The organism is Granulicella pectinivorans, assembly GCF_900114625.1.
In the GTDB taxonomy this organism is placed as follows: Bacteria; Acidobacteriota; Terriglobia; order Terriglobales; family Acidobacteriaceae; genus Edaphobacter; species Edaphobacter pectinivorans.
In genome coordinates, this window is sequence record NZ_FOZL01000001.1 from 2812075 (window position 1) to 2832579 (window position 20505).

Here is a 20505-nt window from a genome sequence, read left to right on the forward strand (position 1 = left end):
ATAAGGGAACAGGGAGTAGGGAGTGGTACGGCAAGGACTTTGTTGTCCTGCCGGACGGGTGCCCTGCGCGGGCGGCGACCACTTCGTGGTGTGTCTACCGGTGTTGCCGACTCACGCTGTGCTGGGCCTCGCGTTGCTCGGCGGGGAGCCACTGTGAACGCCCTATTCGGCCATCTGTTCGTCGATGAAGCAGAAGCGCCAGTGTTCGCCGGGCTCTTTGGAGGTCATGACCGGGTGCTTTGTTGCGTGGAAGTGTTTGGTGGCGTGTTTGTTGGGGCTGGAGTCGCAGCAGCCTACGTGGCCGCAGGTGAGGCAGGTGCGGAGGTGGACCCACCAGGAATCCATCTTGATGCATTCTTCGCAGCCGGCGGAGTTGGGCTTGTGGGGGTGGGCGGCGGCTAGGTGTTCGCAGAGGGCCATGGTTCTTTGGATGCTACATGGGCGGGGTTGGTGGCGGGGGTGTTTTTTGGGGGTGTGCCGGGGTGGTTGCTGACCATGTTGGTTCTGGGGTTGTGGAGAGGCGGTGGGATGGGGGTTGGGAGCCGGATAATCGGGGAATGAACGGTGCAGGGAATGTACGGACGGTGCGGGAGTACCTGGGATACCTGCGTGTGGAGAAGGGGCTGCGGCCGGCGTCGTGCGAGGCGTATGGGCGGGACCTGGAGCAGTTTGCGGAAGAGGTGGAGGGAAGCGGGCGGCTGTTGGTGACGGCTCGGCAGGAGGATGTGAGCGCGTTTATGGCGCGGCAACGCGGGTTTGGGGTGGAGTCGCGGTCGATTGCGCGGAAGCTGAGCTGTCTGAAGGGGTTTTATAAGTGGCTGCTGATCGATAAGAGGATCGACTACGATCCGACGCTGAATATCGAGACGCCGGCGAGCTGGAAGGTGCTGCCGAAGTCGCTGGCGGAGGTTGAGGTCGCGGAGATGCTCGAGAAGACGGGCGCGGCGGCGAGGGTGGCGGATGCGGATGGGCTGGCGCTGCGGGATCATGCGATTTTGGAGTTGTTATATGCAGGCGGGTTAAGGGTGGGGGAGATCTGCGCGCTGCGGGTGGAGGATCTGGCGCTCGATATGGCGCGGGCGATGGTGCGGGGGAAGGGCGATAAGGAGAGGATTGTGCCGCTGGGGCGGTCGGCGGTGGAGGCGCTGGAGCGGTACATCCAGCTGGGGAGGCCATCGCTGTTGGGAGCGGGGGCGGTGCAGAGGGCTTTGTTTGTGAGCGTGCGGGGGAAGGCGCTGACGCGGCAGTGGGTTTGGGAGATGGTGCGGGGGATGTCGGGGACGGGCAGGAAGGCTAGTCCGCATATGCTGCGGCATAGCTGCGCGACGCATATGGTCGAGCATGGGGCGGATTTGAGGAGCGTGCAGACGCTGCTGGGACATGCGGACATTGCGACGACGCAGGTGTATACGCATGTGGCGATGGAGAGGCTGAAGGCGGTGCATCGGATGCATCATCCGCGAGGGAAGAGGCGCGTGGGGGTGGGGAATGAGTAAGGACAGCGAGTTTTCCATGTTGGCGGAGGGATTTCTGGCGATGCTGTCGGAGGAGCGCGGGGCCTCGGAGCATACGGTGCGGGCGTATGCCCGGGAGATTCGGAGCTTTGCGGCGTATCTGGATGGGCAGGTGGGTGGCCGAGGGATTGGGGCGGTGCTGCATCTGCATATCCGGGCTTATCTGGGGGATCTCTATGGGCGGGGGCTGACGCAGGCGAGCGCGGCGAGGGCGCTGGCGGCGATTCGGAGCTGGTTCAAGTGGATGGCGAAAGAGGGGAAGGTGAAGCAGAATCCGGCGCTGCTGGTGTCGACGCCGAAGCTGCCGAAGCATCTGCCGCGGGTGCCGAGCGCGGAGGAGGTCAACCGGGTTCTGAACTCGCTGGAGGAGGGCGTGGGAGTGCGTGCGAGGGAGCTTGGGGAGGACGACAACGCTGAGGTTGCGGCGTGGCCGGAGCGGGATCGGGTAATCTTTGAGCTGTTGTATGGGTGCGGGATTCGGAACTCGGAGCTGGTGGGGATCGATATCGGGGATATCCAGTGGGGGAACGAGGCGATCCTGGTGAGGGGGAAGGGACGTAAGGAACGGTATGTGCCGCTGGGGGATGAGGCGGCGGTGGCGATTCGGGCTTTGCTGCCTTTGCGGGCGGCGAAACTGGAGGCTGCGGGGAAGGGCTCGCTGGTGGGAGAGGGGCCGTTGGTGACGAACCTGCGGATGCGGGGGGATTGCCGGTTGACGACGCGTTCGGTGGGACGGATTGTGAAGGCGATCGCGCTGAGCCGGGGTCTGCCGGCGGATGTGCATCCGCATACGCTCAGGCATGCGTTTGGGACGCACATGCTGGAGGAGGGTGCGGATCTCAGGGCGATCCAGGAGATGCTGGGGCACGAGAGGCTGTCGACGACGCAGCGGTATACGCAGTTGACGGTGGGTCAGGTGCAGAGGGTGTATGAGGAGACGCATCCGCGGGCTCGGTGAAGGATGCCGCTCTCTTGAGGCTCGGTTGGACGGCCTGGGGGATTGGATTTGGGTGGTTTTTTTTTGGCTGTTGGCGGGGTCGCTTCGCTGCGGGGCGGGAGTTAGTTGTTCGGATTTGGGGCTAGTTGTTGGAGACGGGACAGCGTTTCGGGGGATGGGGCCGAGAGCATGAGGGCTTCACGCGCGTCGGCGGTCTGGGTGTCCTGCTCGATGAGGTGAAGGAGATAGTCGGTCGCGGACTGCTGGCGGGTTAAGGCTAAGGCTGACAGGGTGGCTTTGCGGAACCAGGGGTCGCGGGCTCGTTTGTGGGTGGATTTGAGGATGTCTACCGCTTCCGGGGTGTGGGTCTGGGCGATGGCCATGGCGGCCTCGGCGGCGGCGTCGTCCTCGGGTGGGAGGAAGCGGGCGGCCCAGGGGATGGCGGATGGGCCTTCGAGGGAGAGGACGCCGGCGTAGCATGCACCGAGGAGCTCGGGGGAGTCGGAGGCCAGTTCGGCGCGCAGTCGCAGGAGTAGAGCGGAGGAGTCGGTACCGGTTTGTTCGATGGCGCGGGCGGCGTTGACGCGTACGTTGAGTTCCTTGTCGGCGAGAAGTGGAATGAGGTGCAGGAGGAGCTTGTGGGAGTTGATGGTGCGGCACTGGACGAGCGCGAGGGCGCAGGTGCTGCGCAGCGGGCCAGCGGTGTCCTCATTGCCGCCCCAGACGGGCTCGGGCTGGAGGTGGCGCATGCCGATGAGGTAGAGGTCGGGGTCCTGGTACTCGAAGTGGGCGAGGGCTTTGGCGATGGCGTTCTTGGCCCAGCATTGCGGGTCGGATTTGGGGGCGTCTGCGAGGAAGCGGGGGAAGGCTTCTGCGAGGTTGGGGGCCAGGGCGGTCAGGTTGTGGTGCTGGGCCAGGGTGGCTGCTTTGGAGACGAGGAAGTTGTTGCGGTGGGTGAGGGTCTTGGTGAGGTGCGGGAGGGCTTCTTCGGGGGTGGCTTGGCGGAGGGCTTCGAGGGCCTGGAGCTCGGCGTCGAATGCGCGCTTGGGAGGCATGAGTCTAGGGTAATGCAGGTTGGAGTCTGTGCGGCCTGGCTGTTTAGCGGCTGGTGCGGATACAGTTGCGGCCGTTGCGCTTGGCGTCGTAGAGGGCTGCGTCGGCGCGGTCGACCAGGGTGGCCAGACGTTCGTGCAGGATGGCTTCGGCGACGCCGATGCTGAGGGTCATGGGTGAGGTTTTCGAGGGGGCGGAGCGGATGCGCTCGGCGATTTCGATGGCCTTGATCGAGCTGGTTTCGGGGAGAAGCACCATGAACTCGTCTCCGCCAAAGCGGCCCAGGAGATCGTAGGCGCGGATCTCGTTCAGGATACAGAGCGTGACCTGACCGAGGGCTTTGTCTCCGGCGAGGTGGCCGTGGGTGTCGTTGATGGACTTGAAGAAGTCGATGTCGATGAGGAGGATCGAGAGGGGTAGCCGGTTGCGGGTGGCACGGTCGAGCTCGGCGGCGAAGCGGACGTTGATGCCCTGTCGGTTGAGGACGCCGGTGAGGGGATCGACCTGGGCGCGGCGGCCGATGATCTCGGTGAGTTCGTCGCCGAAGAGGGCGAGGAAGAAGACGCCGGTGAGCGAGAAGCCGACGATGGCGAAGAGAAGGATTTCGCTGGCGACGTGACCGCGCGGGTAGAAGCTGGCGGCTTTGCCGTGTAAGGCTGTTGCATAGCTGTTGCGGAAGGCGATGAGAGAAGAGAGGAGCATGAAGGCTGCGAATCCGCGCATGAGCCTGCGCTGGACGGGGTAGCGGAGCAGGGTGATGCCTGTGAGCAGGCGAAGCATGGCGACGGAGAGGCCGAGTGTGGTCATGCGGGCGATGACGCTGTCGTGGACGAAGGTGAAGAAGGCGATGGAGGCGATGGAGAGAAGGGTGACGATCCAGGCGAGGCGGGACATCGGCACGATGAGGAAGCGGACGATCGCGAGGTAACAGAGGAGGTAGAAGATCAGTATGGAGCAGTCGGCGAAGACGGTGAGGATAGGGTGAGTGGTCGGGGTCTGGGCGGACATGAGGATACCGCCAGGGATGCAGATGAGGAAGGCGATGGCGGCTTCGGTGGCTCCGCGCATGCGTGGATAGGTCCAGCGGACGCCGAGGAGAAGGACACTGAAGAGAATTGCAACGAGAACGTTACAGACGAGCAGCGTTCTGTGATCGAACCAAGCGAGCGACATGGGGAGGGGGCCGTCCTGCCATGCCAGTATAGGCTCACATCGGCAGGGTTGTTTAGTAACGGGGAATGGTCGGGTCGATCTGGCGGGACCAGGACTCGATGCCGCCGGCGATGGACTGGGCCTGGGAGAAGCCCTGCTGGCGGAGCCACATGGTCACGTTGAGCGAACGGGCTCCGTGATGGCAGAGGACGAGGATGGGTTCGTCTTCGTCGAGGTCCTGATGGGCGCGGGAGGGGACGTCGCCCATGGGCATGAGGAGCGCGTTTTCGATGTGGGCGGTGTCGAACTCCCATTTTTCGCGGACGTCGATGAGGACGGGCGGGTTGGGGGAGGCGAGGAGGGCGGCGGCGTCTTTGGGGGTGATTTCGGGGTTCAGCATGTGTCTCTCCGGGTGAGTTTGGGGCGTTCCACCCACATCTCAGAGGCGAGATGTGGGGAACCCGGTTTGGTGGCGGTATTTAGGCGTTGGCACCGTGGCAGTTCTTGTACTTCTTGCCGGAGCCGCATGGGCATGGGTCGTTGCGTCCCACCTTCTGGCCGGTGGTGCGCTGGGTGGCGGCGTCGGTGGTGGCGGAGGCTCCGGCGGCGCGGGCGTTATCGAGGTCGCGCTGCTTCTTGCGCTGGAACTCCTTTTCGAGGGCGTCGATGGTGGTCGACGGGGCCTTGGTGGGGACCGGCACGGGCGCGGGCGGCGGGGTGGGGGTGCCGCTGACCGCTTCGAGGGCGGCCTGCTCGAACATCGTCTGTTGCGCGCGCTGCTGCTGGGCGGCGTTCTGGGCGAAGGCGAGCTGCTCGGCGGTCTCGATGGGCTGGCCGTCGGGTCCGATGATCTGCATGCGGAAGAGGTGGCGGGCGGTGTCTTCCTGGAAGCGGAGCATCATGCCTTCGAACATCTCGAAGGACTCCTTCTTGTAGGCGACGAGGGGGTCCTGCTGGGCGTAGCCGCGGAGGTTGATGCCTTCCTTGAGGTGATCCATGGCGAGGAGATGATCCTTCCAGAGACCGTCGAGGACGGAGAGCATGACGATGCGCTCGTGGTAGCGCATGGCGGGCGCGCCGAGGATCTGCTCCTTGATCTCGTAGCGGGCCTTGAGCTTGTTGAAGATGGTCTCGCCGAGGTCGTGTCGGCCGAGGGTGTCGACGTCGATCTTGTCCGGGCCTTCCTTGAACTGGGCCCCGAAGAGATCGTAGAGCTGGGTGAAGAGGGCGTCGGTGTTCCACTCGGCGGGCTGGGCCTTTTCCGGGGCTGTCTCGTCGAGGAGGTTGGAGAGGATGGTGGAGACATAGTCCTCGGTGATGAGCTGCTTCTGATCGACGCCTTCCATGAGCTGGCGGCGGAGGCCGTAGACGGCTTCGCGCTGCTTGTTCATGACGTCGTCGTACTCGAGGATGTGTTTGCGGGACTCGAAGTTCTGCGTCTCGACGGCCTTCTGTGCGGCTTCGATGCGGCGGGAGATCATGCCGGACTCGATGGGCACTCCCTCTTCCATGCCGAGGCGCTGGAGGAGGGTGGAGACCCACTCGCGGGCGAAGATGCGCATGAGGTCGTCTTCGAGGGAGAGGTAGAAGCGGGAGGCACCGGGGTCGCCCTGACGGCCTGCGCGACCGCGAAGTTGGTTGTCGACGCGGCGGGACTCGTGGCGTTCGGTGCCGAGGATGTGGAGGCCCCCGACTTCGAGGACGGCGTCGTGCTCGGCCTTTGCGGATGCGGTGTGCTGGGCGGTGATGCGGTCCCAGTCCGCCTGGGTGGTTTCGAACTCCTGTGAGTTGTAGTAGAAGCGGACCATGCCGGGGCCGGCGACGGGCTGGATGGCTCCTTCGGCTCCGGAGACGGCGCGGGCGAGGTTTTTGCGGACGAGCTCCTGGCGGGCCATGAAGTCGACGTTGCCGCCGAGGAGAATGTCGGTACCGCGTCCGGCCATGTTGGTGGCGATGGTGACCATGCCGAGGCGACCGGCCTGGGCTACGATCTCGGCTTCCTTCTCGTGGAACTTGGCGTTGAGGACGACGTGACGGACACCCTTGCGCTTGAGGATCTCGGAGAGGAGCTCGGACTTTTCGATGCTTGTGGTGCCGACGAGGACGGGCTGTTTGAGTGCATTGAGACGGGAGATCTCGTCGGCGAGGGCGAAGTACTTCTCCTTCGCGGTGCGGTAGACGACGTCGGGGTTCTCGATGCGCTGCATCTTGCGGTTGGTGGGGGTGACGACGATGTCGAGCTTGTAGATGCTGTCGAACTCGGCGGCTTCGGTCTCGGCGGTACCGGTCATGCCGGAGAGCTTCTTGTAGAGGCGGAAGTAGTTCTGGAAGGTGATGGTGGCGAGTGTCTGGTCTTCCTTGCGGATGGCCACGCCTTCCTTGGCTTCGACGGCCTGGTGGAGGCCATCGGACCAGCGGCGGCCGGGCATGAGGCGTCCGGTGAACTCGTCGACGATGATGACTTCGCCGTCCTTGACGACGTATTCGACGTCGCGCTTGTAGAGGTTGTGGGCCTTGATAGCGACTTCGACGTGGTGCTTGAGGTCCCAGTTTTCGGGGTCGGCAATGTTACCGATGCCGAGCAGGCCTTCGATCTTCTCCCAGCCCTCGTCGGTGACGGTGATCTGCCGGGACTTTTCGTCGACGACGAAGTCTCCGGACCAGGTTTTGGTTTCGACGGTTTCGATGAGTTCGCCGAGCTCGAGCTGGGGGATGATGAGGTCGACGCGGGCGTATTTGTCGGTGGTCTGGTCGGTGGGGCCGGAGATGATGAGGGGGGTGCGGGCTTCGTCGATGAGGATGGAGTCGACTTCGTCGACGATGCAGTAGTACTGGCCGCGTTGGACCTGGTCGGCGAGCTCGAACTTCATGTTGTCGCGGAGGTAGTCGAAGCCGAACTCGTTGTTGGTGCCGTAGGTGATGTCGGAGGCGTAGGCGTCGCGGCGCTGCTGGTCGGAGAGGTCGTGGACGATGACGCCGACCGAGAGGCCGAGGAAGCCGTAGATCTTGCCCATCCACTCAGCGTCGCGCTTGGCGAGGTAATCGTTGACGGTGACGACGTGGACGCCGCGGCCGGCGAGGGCGTTGAGATAGCAGGGGAGGGTGGCGACGAGGGTCTTGCCTTCGCCGGTCTTCATTTCGGCGATTTTGCCCTGATGGAGGATCATGCCGCCGATGAGTTGTACGTCGAAGTGACGCATGCCGACGGCGCGCTTGCCTGCCTCGCGGACGACGGCGAAGGCCTCGGGAAGGAGGGCGTCGAGTGCGGCCTTTTCGGCGGCGTAGAGCTCGTCGGGGTTCTCTTTGGGATCGATGTCCTTGACGGCGTCGGCGATGCGGGCGCGGAACTCGGCGGTCTTGTTGCGGAGTTCTTCGTCGGTGAGGCCGGTGAGGGTGGGCTCGAGTGCGTTGATCTGCTGAATGGTGGGGAGCATGCGCTTGACGGCGCGTTCGTTGCTGGTGCCGAAGACTTTGGCGAGAACGGAGTTGAGCACTTGGATTTTTCCTTACTGGGGTATGCGGGCGCGCATGGGCGCGGAGAATGTCGAGGGGGACTCTACCGGGAGGGAGTCTGGGTTCAGGAGGCGAAGGGGCGGGAGGTGCGTCGCCAGGGGTCGTTGGCGTAGAGGCCGGGGTGCTCGATGGGGAGAGCGGCTGCCGGATGGGTGGGTGCGTGGTCGATGAAGGCGGCGGATAGGGTTGCCGCCTGAAGGGTCAGGAGCGTGTGCTGGCCGCGTGCCGCGTGCGCGATGAGGATGCGCTGGGCGCGTGCGATGATGCTCTGGCTGAAGCTCGACTTCCCCTGGCTGGCGAGGGTCGCGGGGGCGCCGGTCCGGCTCATCTGGTCGCGGGACTGGCCGGTGAGCGCGAGACACGCTAACAGGACCGCCGACGCGATGAGTGTTCTGGACTGGCTCCTGCGGAGCATGGTGATTTCCTCAGGTATCAGTTTAGCCGAAAATTAGCCGAAAAGATGTCAGGCGCGGTGGCTGGATGGCGCGAGGCTGGAGCGCGACGTGTTCCGGACTGCATGAGGATGTCGCGTCGGCGGTTTGTTGGCTGAATCAATATCCGTGGGTTGGTTCCCAATGGGATGAATTTCCGAGGTGCTCGCTGGATGAAAATCTGCCTGGAACGGGCGATGAAGCATCGAGATACTCAGGCCAGAGCAGTTATGTTCCGCCTCTGAAAGGCGAACTCCTGATGTCTGACCCTATTTCCGACCTTACTTCGAACGCTGAGGATCCCTTCCGTCCAACTGCTCTTGCGTCTTCTTCCCTTCCGGATTCGCTGGACGAGGAGATTGTCTTGCTGGAGGGCGGGCGTTTTCGGTGGCTCGGTCAGTCTCCGGTTCTTGAAGAGAAGTTCGAAGCATCTTCGTCCGCACAGCGTTCCCGGCGGATGTGGATCGAAGGTATCTGCTGCGTGTTGCTGTACAACTGTTTCCTGATCTCCGATTCGATCCTGTTTCCGGGAACCTTCCTGCCTTTCCTGGCGGTTCGGCTTGGGGTGGCGACTCCACCTGCGATCGTGGTGCCGCTATGGGGGCGAAGAGTTTGTCGTTGTGCTGCCTGAGAGCTCGATCGGGGTGGGATTGCGCGTGGCGCAACGGATTCGTGTGCTGATCGAGGTTGCGGGCAGTCCGGCGGTCGGGCATCGGGTGGAGTATCAACATGGCTGGGCGACGGTGAGCTGCGGGCTGGCGACCACGTTGCCGGAGGCGGGGATGGACCGGAACGATCTGATCGTGAGGGCGGACGCGGCTCTCTATGAGGCCAAGGCGGAGGGTCGGAACCGGGTGTGCGTCGCGCAGGGACTGACAGAGGGGCTGCCGGTTTGAGTGGGGCGGGAGAGATGTTTCTTTGGGATTTGCTGCGTGAGGATTTGCTTTGTCAGGGCGTGGTTTCTTCCACGCCCTGATGGTGTTGCCGGGTCATGCGGCGATTGCCTGTGCGGCGTCGCGGCGGCCGGGGTGGAGGCGGATGGATTCCGGCAGGCAGAGAATGGGGATCTCGCAGCTTGTCAGGGTGGAGTTGATGGTGGTGCGGAAGAAGCCGCGATGGATGGTCTGTCCGCTGCCGACGATGAGGAGCTCGGCTTCGCTTTCACGGAGGAGTGCCTTGAGTTCGCGGCTCTCCGAGCCCATGCGGACGTGTATCTGAATCTTGAGCGAGGAGGGCAGTCCTGCGGCGATTTCGCCGATCATGTCGATGGCGGTTTCGATGCCGAGGGGGGCGCCGGTGTGGAGGGAGGTGATGAGTGTGCCTTCTGTCGTCTCCGGGACGATATAGAAGAGATGGAGCGTCGCTCCATGGCGCTGGGCGTGGGAGGCGGCGGCGGAGATATAGGCCGAGGGGCGATCGAGATCCTGGAGGTAGACGGCGATGTTCTTGCCGGCGACGGCGGCGTTGTTGCTGAGGGTGGCTTTGCCCATGGTCCAGATGGGCATGTCGAGGCTTTCGAGGAGGCGGGCGCGGGAGGAGACGTGGAAGGGGCGGGGGAGGCCGGTGCGGTCCGAGGGCGGCATGAAGAGAAGACCGTTGCGCTCGCGGGCGCAGAAGTCCTTGATGCTTTCGCAGGGGTCTCCGGCGAGGAGGACACGGCGGCAGTTTCTGTAGTTGTCGGCCTCGGCGTAAAAGGAGTTGAGCTGCGACTCGGCGTCGCGGCGGAGGATCTTCGACGGATCGTAGACGTGAAGCAGGGTGAGATCTGCCTTGTGGGAGTCGATCCAACGGGTGACGGCGGGGATGGCGGCGTGGCAGGCATCGGAGAAGTTCGTCGCGAAGACGATGTTGTCGGTCATGGAGTTCATGGTGGTTCTCCTTGGGGGTTGTGAGGAGGTTAGTAGACGAATCCGTCGGCGGACAGGATGCCACGCAGCGGTTTGGGGTCTTTCATGTGTTCGCGGAGGTTGATCTCGATGGTCCGCGTGAGGGCGGTCATGGGGGTGTCGTGGATGGTGTTCTCGAAGGGGTTCTCGATATCGCTTCCGACGAGGTCGGCGGCGATGAAGCTGAAGCTGATGAGGACCGAGACGATGGGGGTCATGAGGCCGAGATTCGCGACCAGTCCGAGAGGAACGAGATAGCAGAAGACGTTGACGAGGATACGGGGCAGGTAAGCGAACTGACGTGGGAGAGGGGTGTTCTTGATGCGTTCGCAGGCGCCCTGGATGTTGGAGAGCTGCGTGAGATTTTCATCGATGGCGACGGATCGGATGGAGTCGATGAGGCCACGTTCGCGGGTGAGCTGGAGGAGCTCGCCCATCTTGAGGTTGATGGCGGCAGGTATGTTAGAGGAGGTGCGGAGCTCTTCGATCTGTTCGGGGCTGAGCGAGGAGCTGAGCTCGGGGAAGGGGTTCTGCTTGCGGAGGTGGCAGCGCAGGGCGTGGGCGAAGGAGATCTGGTAGCGGACGAGTTGCTGTTTGAGCTCGAGTCCGTCCTGGCCACCGTCGTTGTCGATGAGGGTGAGGAACTGGCGGGCGAGAGAGCGTGAGGTGTTGACGAGCGCGCCCCAGAGCTGCCGGGCCTCCCACCAGCGACCGTAGGCGGCGTTGGTGCGGAAGGCGAGGAAGATGGTAAGGGCGGAGCCGAGGGGAGCGATGGGCAGGCCGTCGAGCGTGAGCAGCTTGGAGTGGGTGACGGAGTAGAGGCCTGCGACGGCGCAGTCGAAGATGAGGAGGACAAGCAGGCGGCGGGACGCCTGGGGCCAGATTCTTCGGAATGAGAGGTCGTTGCTTACGATCATGGTGATGAGTCTCCGTGTTTCGAATGTCTTGGGCTATATGACTGGAAATCGGGTGTAAAAGCAGCTATCGGCGGGGATGTCTTATGGCTGGTGGAGAGCGGCCGATGGAGGCTATCTTTCGATGGGTGCGGTCATCTTCCGGTGGGGTGGGTGACCGGCCGGTAGGCTTCGGGGTCTAATGAGATGTGCGACCAAGAAATCGACTTCGCTGGAAGGTATGGACGCGTACGGCGCTGAGCAACCGGGCGGCGGTGCTGACCGCTGCGGCTGCGATGGTCGCCGGACTGGCCTGGCTGGAGTGGCTGTTCCAGCTCGACTATTCGCTGGGGCTTCTGTATCTGTTTCCGGTGATCCTTGCGTCGACGGCTGTGGTGTGGTGGCAGGTGCCGCTGGTTGCGCTGCTGTGCGCGTTTACGCGAGGCCAGTTCGATCTGCCGGTGACGGAGCTGGAGCACTGGCTGCGGTTTCTGATGGCGACGGTGGCTTATTCGGGCTGCGGGCTGCTGGTGAACCAGATCACGTCGAGCCGGCGGAAGGCGCTGGCGCAGTATCTGCGGATACGCTTCGAGCAGAGGCTTCGGCATCGCGCGGAGGATCAACTGCGTCTGCTGGCGGAGAGCAGTCCTGCCGCAATCCTGACGATCGGGAGTGAGGGAAACGTGAGTGCCGCGAACCGTGCGGCGCACCAGATGCTTGGATTTGAGGGGGACGATTCGCTGGTGGATCAGCCGATTGCGGAGTATTTCCCGATCTTTCTGAATGCGCTTCATCTGAACCCGGAGATCGAACAGGTACGGACGTCGGCGACGACGTGGGCGAAGCGGAAGGATCACTCTTCGTTTCCGGCGGCGACCTGGTTTTCGATCTATGGGACGGGGCGGCGAAGGAATCTTGCGGCGATCGTGGTGGACAACTCGGAAGAGGTGCGGGAACGCGAGCGGATGCACTACGAGCAGTTGGCGAGTCATAGCCAGGTGCTTGCGGGGGCGGTGTCGCACGAGATCAGGAACCTGTGTTCGGCGATCGCGGTGGTGGGGTCGAATCTCGACCGGCGGCTGAAGCTGGAGAACGACCTCGATTTCGGCGCGTTGAAGAACCTGATTGAGGCGCTGGGGCGGCTGGCGTCGTTCGACCTGAGCAAGCGTCAGAAGATGCAGCCGGTGACGATCTCGCTGGCGGAGATTGCGCAGGAGTTCAGCGTGATCGTGGAGCCGGACTGGAACGATGCGGGCGGGACCGTGGCGTGGACGCTTCCGGAGGACCTGCCGCGGTTGCAGGCCGATCCGCACAGCCTGTTGCAGGTGCTGCTGAACCTTTCACAGAATGCGCTGAAGGCCTCGGCGCAGAGTGAACGCAAGGAGTTGCGGTTGGAGGCGGAGCAGCGTGGCGATTTCGTGGCCTTGACGGTTCGGGACGCGGGTCCCGGTGTGGAGGACGCGAGCCATCTCTTCAAGGCGTTTACGCCGAGCGCGACGGGCTCGGGGCTGGGTCTTTATATCTCGCGGGAGATGGTGAAGAGCTTCGACGGCGACCTGCGGTATATCCCAACGGAAGAAGGGTGCTGTTTCGAGATCACGGTACCCATTACGATGTCTGCAGAGCGATGACACCGACGATGCAACCGACACGGCTCTTTCTGATGGACGACCATCAACTCTTTCGCGAGGGTTTGCTGCGGCTGCTGGTCAGCGATGCGCAGTTTGAAGTGGTGGGGCACACGGGGGATGTGGAGGAGGCACTCGCGATCCTGAAGACGCAGCCGGTGGATGTGCTGATCCTGGACTATGACCTGGGCGGACAGACGGCGGTCGACTTTACGATGACGCTGAAGCAGAGCGGGTTTGGCGGGCGGATTCTGATTGTGACGGCGGGGCTGCCGGATCGCGATGCGATGCAGTTGATCGGGATGGGGATCAGCGGGATCTTTCATAAGCAGGACTCGCCGACGGCGCTGCAACGGAGCATCCGCGAGGTGGCGGATGGACGGGTGCTGATCGACCAGAAGTATCTGCAGGCGATTGTGAAGTCGGCTCAACCGTCGGAGGATGCGGCACCGCAGTTTACCGAGCGCGAGCGATTTATTCTGCGGTCGCTGCTGCAGGGGTTGTCGAACAAGGAGATTGCGGACAAGCAGCAGACCTCGGAGAGCGCGGTGAAGTCTTCGCTGCAACAGCTCTTCAACAAGCTGGGTGTGAGGACGAGGTCGCAGCTTGTGCTGTTGACGCTGGAGAAGTACCGGTCTCTGATTTAGCGGAGGTAGGCCGCTACGGGGGATTTTGCGGTGCGCAGGGCTTGGGCTACGCAGCCGGCATTGATCTCGGCACCCTCGGGGCTGGTGTGGGTGTGGTCGATGGGGAAGAGCAGGGCAGTCTTTTCGGGGCCGAGTGCCTCGAAGCGATCGGCGGCGCAGGTGGCCATGTCGATGAGGGGTACGTGCTCGGTGGCGGCGAGCTGGGTCTCGTAGTCGCGGAAGCCCATGTCGCGCTCGATATGGCCGTCCTTCCAGATATTGCGGATGGTGACGGTGAGAAGGATTGGGGTGGCTCCCCTGGCCCGGGTTTCGGCGATGTACTGGCGGAGGTAGGAGCCGTAGGTCCGGACGGTTTCGGTGGGCTTGCCGGGGAGGGTGACTTCGACGGTCTCGTTGCCGAGGCCCTTGAGGCTGGAGCGGGCTTTCAGATCTTTCTGGACGGACTCGGGGGTCCCGGCTCCGTCGTTGTGGCCCATCTGGATGAGGACGAAGTCACCGGCTTTGACCTGGGCGAGCGTGGTGGCCCATCGGCCCTCGACGAGGTAGGTGCGGGAGCTGCGACCGGCTACGGCGCGGTTTGCGATGTTGATTCTGGATGTGTCGAAGAAGTGGGCGAAGTGATCGCCCCAGCCGAGGTCGAGCTTGTTGCGGGCGGTGGAGTCTCCGACGATGAAGAGGGTGGGCAGGGAGGGGTTGAGAGGGGCGTCGGTGGGGACGGCGGTCTGGGGTGGGGCGTCGGGGGTGTTTTGTGCCAGGGCTGCTGCGGGGAGCAGGAGGAGGGCGGCGGCGAGGAGGAGGTGTTTCATGGTGGGAAGAATATCACTGAGGGAATTCAGTAGGCTTGAGCGGCATCGGAGGCGCACAAGCCACATCTCACAATCGAGATGCGGGGCACACCCGGTTTGTGGTGGGTCAGGCTTCGGCTTCGTCGATGAGGCTTTGCAGGTCGAGTGCGCGCGTGTACATCTTCAGCGAGCCGTCTGGGTTTTGGGGCCACTGGTCGCGGGGGAGATCCCAGTAGAGCTCCACGCCGTTCTGGTCGGGGTCGCGGAGGTAGAGGGCGTGGCTTACGCCGTGGTCGGAGGCTCCGTCGAGGGAGATCCTGGCCTGGATGAGACGGAGGAGGGCTTGACCGAGGGACGCACGGGTGGGGTAGACGAAGGCTGCGTGATAGAGGCCGGTGGAGCCGGGGGCGGGTGGACGGCCGCCGAGGGACTCCCAGGTGTTGAGGCCGATGTGATGGTGGTAGCCGCCGGCGGAGAGGAAGGCTGCGGAGTCTCCGAAGCGGGTGGTGATGTCAAAGCCGAGGACGCCGTGGTAGAAGTCGAGGGCGCGCTGGAGGTTGGCGACCTTGAGATGGATGTGGCCTACCTGGACGCCAGGAGGAATGGGCGGGATGGTCATGCTGTTTGGATGATGTGGGGTGGGGGCGGTCGCAATTGTTCGCTTTCGCAGAGGCCACCGTTGGGGATCTGATTCAACACTGCGTTGCCATCATCTTCTTTAGCGGTGGCCGTGGTGGAGGATGAGCCAGAGCAGAGGGATGAGGAAGAGGAGGGCGATACCGATGAAGACGAGCGAGATCTCAGGGACGGGAGGCTGATTGGAGAGGTTGTTCTCGGCTGGGTCGGCGGGGTTATAGCGGACCGGGATGCGTTCGTTCTGGAGGATGGCCGTTGGAGACTGGAAGGTGCCGGTGTAGTCGGTGCCATCGACGGAGAAGGTGTAGGTGACGCAGAACTTCTTCTGGGTCTGGATGCCGAGGGTGAGCGTGTTGAGGCGAGCGAACTGGTAGCGGCTTTGGAGGACGGTGGCTTCGGTCTGGTCCCAGGGTAGCTTCATGCGATCTCCCTCGATGCGATGCGTTGGATGCCCTGTTCGGCGAAGCATGCGTTGGTGTGATCCACGGAGCCGGGGAGGGAGACCGCGCGGGTGAGGTCTTCGAGGACGATGGTCTCGAAGCCGAGACGATGGCCGTCGATGGCGGAGAAGCCGACGCAGAAGTCGTAGGCTACACCTGCGAAGAAGAGGCGCTGGAGGTTGCGCTCGCGGAGGTAGCCGGCGAGGCCGGTGGGGGTCGTGCCGTCGTTTTCGAGGAAGGCGGAGTAGCTGTCGATCTGCTCGCGGAAGCCCTTGCGGAGGATGAGCTCGGCGTGGGGGATATCGAGGTCCGGGTGGAGGTCGGCACCGGGGGTGTTCTGGATGCAGTGGCCGGGCCAGAGGTGCTGGGTGCCGTAAGGGGCTTCGATGGTATCGGTGAATGGCTGCCTGCCGTGGGTGCTGGCGAAGGAGATGTGGTTGGCGGGGTGCCAGTCCTGGGTGAGGAGGACATGGTCGAACTTTGCAGCCAGGGCGTTGAGGGCAGGGATGATCTCGTCGCCGCCGGCGACGGCGAGAGAGCCTCCGGGGAGGAAATCGCGCTGCATGTCGATGACGACTAACGCGTCGGTGGGGTTGAGGGTAAGGGGCACGGGATCATTTTAGGACGGATTCCGAAAAGTGCGGGGAGATTCGTGGTGCCCGCGGAGGAAGAGTTGCGTGGGATTGGGGGATTCCCGGCGGGTCCCCACAGCTCAGAATCGAGATGTGGGGACCCGGATTGGTGGCGCTATTTGGCGAAGAGTTGGGACATGTCGGCGAAGGCCTTGAATTCGAGGGCGTTGCCGGCGGGGTCGTAGAAGAACATGGTGGCCTGCTCGCCGACCTCGCCCTGAAAGCGGATGTAGGGCTCGATGACGAACGGGATGCCGGCGGAGCGGACGCGGTCGGCGAGGGCGAGCCAGTCCTCCATGGTGAGGATGACGCCGAAGTGCGGGACGGGGACGGCATGGCCGTCGACGCCGTTGTGGTGGGGCTTGCCGGGGGCGTTGGGCGAGAGGTGCGCGACGATCTGGTGGCCGAAGAAGTCGAAGTCGATCCACTCGGCGGAGCTGCGGCCCTCGGGACAGGCGAGGGTGGTGCCGTAGAAGGCGCGGGCGGCGGCGAGATCGTCGACGGGGAAGGCGATGTGGAAGGGCATGAGGGGCATGAGGGGATTTTATCTCCTGATGCGTTGCCGGCAGAGGCTTGACGGACGAAGCGAGCGAGCGCAGTATGATATCGATGTTGTTTCAGCCTGAACATCTTTGTTGATGTGACTGTATTCTTGCGCTGCGGATCGGATCTCTGGGCCCGTTGCGTGGCGCCTTATGGGGATCCTGTCCGCGGTAAAGCGATGGTAACCGTTCGAAAGACTGCACTTTTTGGGAGGAACAGTGATTCGTTTTGCGCGTTTGTCCGCGGTTCTGTTTTTATTGACTGCTTCTTTCCCCTTCTTGCCTTCGTTGCGCGCTCAGGAAAGCCCTGTGGTGCAGGTGACGTCTGGGGTGAGCTACCAGTACATCGGCCGTCTCGATGTCAAGAAGCTCAACGAAGTGCTTACGGTCGAAACTCCGAAGTTCTTTGGCGTGAACGTTACCTATACCCCGGCTAGTAATGCCGTGAAGATGTACCGCATTCAGTACAACTCTGTTGTTCCGGAGTTGAACAACAAGCCGATCGTTGCTTCCGGGTTGCTGGCGATTCCGGAGACCGGCGGCAGCAGTTTCCCCATGGTTTCTTATCAACATGGAACGGTGTACGGCAAGCATGAGGTGCCCTCTTACCCGGAGGAGTCCGCTGAGACGGAGTTGATGCTGGCGCAGTTCGCCGGGCAGGGATACGTCGTGATTGGCGCCGATTACTTCGGGATGGGTGTCTCGAAGGAGCCGGAGGGCTACCTGGTGAAGGCAAGCCATCAACAGGCTACCTTCGACATGCTGATGGCAAGCCGCGCTGTCCTGGCGCAGATGAAGATTGGCACAAGCAAGTTGTTTCTGGGGGGCTGGTCGCAGGGTGGCTTCGTCACCATGGCTTTTCTGGAAAAACTGGAGAGTGCCGGTGTGCCGGTCGATGCGGCGGCAACGGCGAGTGCGCCGGTCGACGGGTATGCGACCTTCAGCGGTGTGCTGGATTATCCGCGGCCGTTCGATGCGAGCTGGCTGACGACGATCTTCATGCTGACTTCGTTCTCGTTCGAGAATTATTACAACGAACCGGGCCTGGCACGCGCCTTGATCAACGACCAGTACTACGATGTGGCGCGTCGCCTGTACGAGCGTCAGCACGTGGATCCGAAGGAGGTTCCGACGGACCTTCATGCGCTGATCCGTCCCGAGTACTTCAACCCGCAGTACTTCGCCGCCTCCGCTTTTGGACGTTTGTCCGCGCAGACGCAGGCTTATCGCTGGGTCATCAAGAGCCCGGTGCATAACTACTATGGCGAGACGGACGAGGCGATTGCGATCGGCATTGGGCAACTTGCGATGAACTACCAGCGTGCCATGGGGAGCGGCAATATGCAGGTCGAAGCGATCTCCACGGAAAAGACGACGCACCGAGGCACGTACGCGACGTCCGCTCCGCTGTGGAAGGCGTGGTTCGACAGCAAGCTCGGCAAATAACGGAACGAGGCGCCCGCTTCTGTGTAGAGGCGGGCGCCTTTCTACGCCTGGATCCATCATGAAAGTTCGTTTTCTCTTAGGGGTTCTGCTGGCCGCCAGCGTGCCTGCCCTTGCGCAGTCGCACCCGCGCGCCATGAATGTTTCTGTCGCGGAACAACCCGCTGCGGCGAAGAATCCCACGTTTCTGTTCCGTACCGTCTCCCTCGGTCAGGAGTGGGACCGGAAGTACGGTGGCAATAGCCTGACGACGTCTCTGGGGTACGTGGAGCCGTTGCGCCATGCCTCCATGAGCATCGGCGTCTCGGTTCCTTTCGCGGAGGCGACTGGCCATCGGGGGATGGTGTTGGGCGATGCGGCACTGAAGTCGCAGTGGATTCCCTACGTCAGGCCACGGCAGGGAGTGCTGCTGACGGGTACGCTCAGGTTGCCCACTGCGCAGGACAAGGACGCGGGCTCCGGTGATTTGAGCCTGACGCCCAGCGTCGCCTATGCGCGCTTCTGGGGGCCGCGGTTTCTGCTGGCACAGTTCGTGCAGCAACAGGTATCAGCCGGTGGGTGGGCTGGCCGTTCGCGCGTGAATCGTACGGATCTCGATCTCTACAGCGTCTACAGCGGACGGAGCCTGCAATGGTGGATCAACGGTGACGTGAATCTGAGGGTGGATGAAGCGCACCGCAACGCGATGTCTTCGACGGTGACGTTGAGCTATGGACGAGGCTTGAAGAAGGCCTTTGGAGGGCAATGGACGGGCTCGGTGCAGGCCGGAGGAGGTGTGGGTCCAAGCCGGCCTTACGGCTCCATGGTCACGGGAGGGATCGCCCTGGTGGGTTTTGGCGTGAAGCGCTGACGCCGGACTGGCCTGCGCTCCAGGGAGGGCGAGGCACCAGCGCTGCTTTTCCCTCTCTGTGCGGGCGATATGTCCTAAGGGGTAGGCGGTTTGGCGGGGAGGCGAACGTAGAAGATGGTGGAGCCGGGGCCGGAGGTGAAGCGGATGGTGCCACCGTACTGCTCGACGATGCGGTGGGCGATGCCGAGGCCTAGACCGGTGCCTACGCCTACCGGTTTGGTGGTGTAGAAGGGGTCGAAGATGTGGGGCTGGCTGTCCAGGGGGATGCCGGGGCCGTCGTCTTCGATGGTGATGCAGAGATCGACGGTACCGGTGGCGTGTTTCTCGGACCAGGTCTTGAGGCGGATGTGGCCCTGCTCGGGAAGGGCATCGATGGCGTTGTCGAGGATGTTGGTCCAGACCTGATTGAGGCCGGAGCAGGAGCTTTCGAGCGGAGGAAGATCCTGATCGAGCTTCTTTTCGAGGATGAGCTGTTTTTCGCGGATTTTATGGCCGAGGATGACGAGCGTGGCGTAGATGCTCTCGTTGACGTTGAGGGTCTGGCGCTGTCCCTTGCCCTCGTAGGCGTAGCTTTTGACGGCGGCGACGAGGGTGGAGACGCGGCCGATGGACTCCTCGATGGTGCCGACGAGCTGCATGCTGGAGACGAGGGCTTCGAGCCAGGAGAGAGCGTCGGAGAAGATTTCGCCGGTGAAGGAGGAGCGCGCACAATCGAGCTCGCCGGGATGGAAGCCGATGGAGACGAGGGTGGGAGCGAGCTTCCAGGCGTTTGCGATGTTGGCGTTTTCCATCCACTCGGCGAGGGCCTCTTCGGCGTCGCTTTGTTCGAGGGAGTTGAGCTGGATGGGGGCTTTGACGGCGAGGGCCTGGGTCTGGAGGTCGATCAGGCACTGCTTCTGGGAGTGGCTGAGATCGAGGTAGGTGAACTTGGCGGCGAGCTCATGGAGCCGGAGAAGGTTTTCTCGAAGCTGGGAGGCTGCGCGGCGGGCGGCGGCACCGGGGTTGTTGAGTTCGTGCATGAGGCCGGCGGCGAGGGTGCCGAGGGAGGCCATCTTTTCCTGCTGGAGGGTGTGGCTCTGGAACCTCTGCAGGCGGAAGGCCATGTTGCCGAGGATGGCCTTGCGGACCATGGGGCAGGTGGTCATGAGGGACCAGAACTCATCTTCGCTGAAGCGGAGCAGAAGCGAGGGCTCTACGGTTTCCATGCTGGTGGGGTTCTGGATGCCGGCGAGGAGGGGGAGTTCGCCGATAGCGTTCCCGGCCGGGAGGGTGACGGCGGTGACTTCGGCTCCATCGGGCTTATGGAAGAAGATGCGGATGGAGCCGGTGAGGACGACGTAGAAGTAACGGGCGGCTTCTCCCTGTCGTTCGAAGAGGGTGCCGGCCGCGAGGTGGATCTGCTCGACGTCGTCGAGGCAGTGGAGATCTTCTTCGGAGAGCGAGGCGAGGATCGGCACCTCGTGGAGAAGGCTGAGCAGGGTCGCGCGGTCGAACGGGGCGGTTGGGAGGGTGGTTGGGTTCAT

At 63.2% G+C, this 20505-nt stretch carries 22 protein-coding genes; 8 read left to right on the forward strand and 14 right to left on the reverse strand.

All coding sequences use genetic code 11. From position 1 onward, the window contains the following. Window positions 1-162: 162 nt before the first annotated feature. On the reverse strand, window positions 163-420 hold the full coding sequence (locus BM400_RS11100) for a UBP-type zinc finger domain-containing protein (protein WP_089839224.1): 258 nt from the start codon (window positions 418-420) through the stop codon (window positions 163-165). Between the two features lie 137 nt (window positions 421-557). Between BM400_RS11100 and BM400_RS11105 the strand changes: the two genes are divergently transcribed. Further along, on the forward strand, window positions 558-1496 hold the full coding sequence (locus BM400_RS11105; protein WP_089839225.1) for a site-specific tyrosine recombinase: 939 nt from the start codon (window positions 558-560) through the stop codon (window positions 1494-1496). Next, window positions 1489-2472, forward strand: a complete 984-nt coding sequence (locus tag BM400_RS11110; RefSeq protein WP_089839226.1) for a tyrosine-type recombinase/integrase — start codon at window positions 1489-1491, stop codon at window positions 2470-2472. Before BM400_RS11105 ends, BM400_RS11110 begins: the two co-directional genes overlap by 8 nt. Window positions 2473-2573: 101 nt before the next feature. Here the strand turns inward: BM400_RS11110 and BM400_RS11115 are convergent, their stop codons facing one another. The 5 genes from BM400_RS11115 to BM400_RS11135 form a co-directional block, all read right to left on the reverse strand. Further along, complete coding sequence (locus BM400_RS11115) at window positions 2574-3506, reverse strand: HEAT repeat domain-containing protein (RefSeq protein WP_089839227.1); 933 nt, start codon at window positions 3504-3506, stop codon at window positions 2574-2576. A 43-nt stretch (window positions 3507-3549) separates the two neighbouring features. Further along, window positions 3550-4677, reverse strand: coding sequence for a GGDEF domain-containing protein (locus BM400_RS11120; RefSeq protein WP_089839228.1), 1128 nt, complete (start codon window positions 4675-4677; stop codon window positions 3550-3552). Between the two features lie 52 nt (window positions 4678-4729). Further along, a complete protein-coding gene (locus BM400_RS11125) occupies window positions 4730-5056 on the reverse strand; it encodes a rhodanese-like domain-containing protein (RefSeq protein WP_089839229.1) in 327 nt (108 codons plus the stop codon). A gap of 79 nt (window positions 5057-5135) precedes the next feature. Beyond that, on the reverse strand, window positions 5136-8150 hold the full coding sequence (gene secA, locus BM400_RS11130) for a preprotein translocase subunit SecA (RefSeq protein WP_089839230.1): 3015 nt from the start codon (window positions 8148-8150) through the stop codon (window positions 5136-5138). 83 nt (window positions 8151-8233) lie between these two features. After that, the gene (locus tag BM400_RS11135; protein WP_089839231.1) at window positions 8234-8584 is read right to left on the reverse strand and encodes a hypothetical protein; all 351 of its coding nucleotides are present in this window, start codon (window positions 8582-8584) and stop codon (window positions 8234-8236) included. Between the two features lie 65 nt (window positions 8585-8649). Here BM400_RS11135 and BM400_RS21685 point away from each other — a divergent pair, with 65 nt between their 5' ends. Beyond that, entirely contained in the window at window positions 8650-9231 is a 582-nt protein-coding gene (locus BM400_RS21685; RefSeq protein ID WP_141223890.1) for a hypothetical protein, read from the forward strand. Then, complete coding sequence (locus BM400_RS11140) at window positions 9221-9496, forward strand: diguanylate cyclase domain-containing protein (protein WP_175528981.1); 276 nt, start codon at window positions 9221-9223, stop codon at window positions 9494-9496. Before BM400_RS21685 ends, BM400_RS11140 begins: the two co-directional genes overlap by 11 nt. 93 nt (window positions 9497-9589) lie before the next feature. Here the strand turns inward: BM400_RS11140 and BM400_RS11145 are convergent, their stop codons facing one another. Next, window positions 9590-10468, reverse strand: a complete 879-nt coding sequence (locus BM400_RS11145; RefSeq protein ID WP_089839233.1) for a universal stress protein — start codon at window positions 10466-10468, stop codon at window positions 9590-9592. Between the two features lie 29 nt (window positions 10469-10497). Further along, a complete protein-coding gene (locus BM400_RS11150; protein WP_089839234.1) occupies window positions 10498-11403 on the reverse strand; it encodes a bestrophin family protein in 906 nt (301 codons plus the stop codon). Between the two features lie 185 nt (window positions 11404-11588). On the opposite strand from BM400_RS11150, the gene BM400_RS11155 reads away from it, so the two are divergent. Together BM400_RS11155 and BM400_RS11160 are read left to right on the forward strand one after the other, a co-directional pair. Beyond that, window positions 11589-13010, forward strand: coding sequence for a sensor histidine kinase (locus BM400_RS11155; protein WP_141223891.1), 1422 nt, complete (start codon window positions 11589-11591; stop codon window positions 13008-13010). Continuing rightward, a complete protein-coding gene (locus BM400_RS11160) occupies window positions 13007-13654 on the forward strand; it encodes a response regulator transcription factor (RefSeq protein ID WP_089839236.1) in 648 nt (215 codons plus the stop codon). Before BM400_RS11155 ends, BM400_RS11160 begins: the two co-directional genes overlap by 4 nt. Here the strand turns inward: BM400_RS11160 and BM400_RS11165 are convergent. From BM400_RS11165 to BM400_RS11185, 5 genes are all read right to left on the reverse strand, one after another. After that, window positions 13651-14460 carry a rhamnogalacturonan acetylesterase gene (locus BM400_RS11165; protein ID WP_089839237.1) on the reverse strand — a complete coding sequence of 270 codons (810 nt, stop codon included), beginning with the start codon at window positions 14458-14460 and terminating at the stop codon, window positions 13651-13653. The genes BM400_RS11160 and BM400_RS11165 overlap by 4 nt on opposite strands. A 106-nt stretch (window positions 14461-14566) precedes the next feature. Next, window positions 14567-15058, reverse strand: a complete 492-nt coding sequence (locus tag BM400_RS11170) for a VOC family protein (RefSeq protein ID WP_089839238.1) — start codon at window positions 15056-15058, stop codon at window positions 14567-14569. A 99-nt stretch (window positions 15059-15157) separates the two neighbouring features. Further along, window positions 15158-15496, reverse strand: a complete 339-nt coding sequence (locus BM400_RS11175) for a DUF3592 domain-containing protein (protein WP_089839239.1) — start codon at window positions 15494-15496, stop codon at window positions 15158-15160. Further along, complete coding sequence (locus BM400_RS11180) at window positions 15493-16125, reverse strand: nicotinamidase (RefSeq protein ID WP_089839240.1); 633 nt, start codon at window positions 16123-16125, stop codon at window positions 15493-15495. The genes BM400_RS11175 and BM400_RS11180 overlap by 4 nt, the downstream gene beginning before the upstream one ends. 137 nt (window positions 16126-16262) lie before the next feature. After that, a complete protein-coding gene (locus tag BM400_RS11185) occupies window positions 16263-16682 on the reverse strand; it encodes a VOC family protein (protein ID WP_089839241.1) in 420 nt (139 codons plus the stop codon). Between the two features lie 295 nt (window positions 16683-16977). On the opposite strand from BM400_RS11185, the gene BM400_RS11190 reads away from it, so the two are divergent. Continuing rightward, the gene (locus BM400_RS11190) at window positions 16978-18135 is read left to right on the forward strand and encodes an alpha/beta hydrolase family protein (RefSeq protein ID WP_217644106.1); all 1158 of its coding nucleotides are present in this window, start codon (window positions 16978-16980) and stop codon (window positions 18133-18135) included. 58 nt (window positions 18136-18193) lie between these two features. Then, complete coding sequence (locus BM400_RS11195) at window positions 18194-18982, forward strand: hypothetical protein (protein ID WP_089839243.1); 789 nt, start codon at window positions 18194-18196, stop codon at window positions 18980-18982. Window positions 18983-19056: 74 nt separating this feature from the next. Here BM400_RS11195 and BM400_RS11200 read toward each other — a convergent pair whose 3' ends face one another. After that, window positions 19057-20505, reverse strand: a complete 1449-nt coding sequence (locus BM400_RS11200; RefSeq protein ID WP_089839244.1) for an ATP-binding protein — start codon at window positions 20503-20505, stop codon at window positions 19057-19059.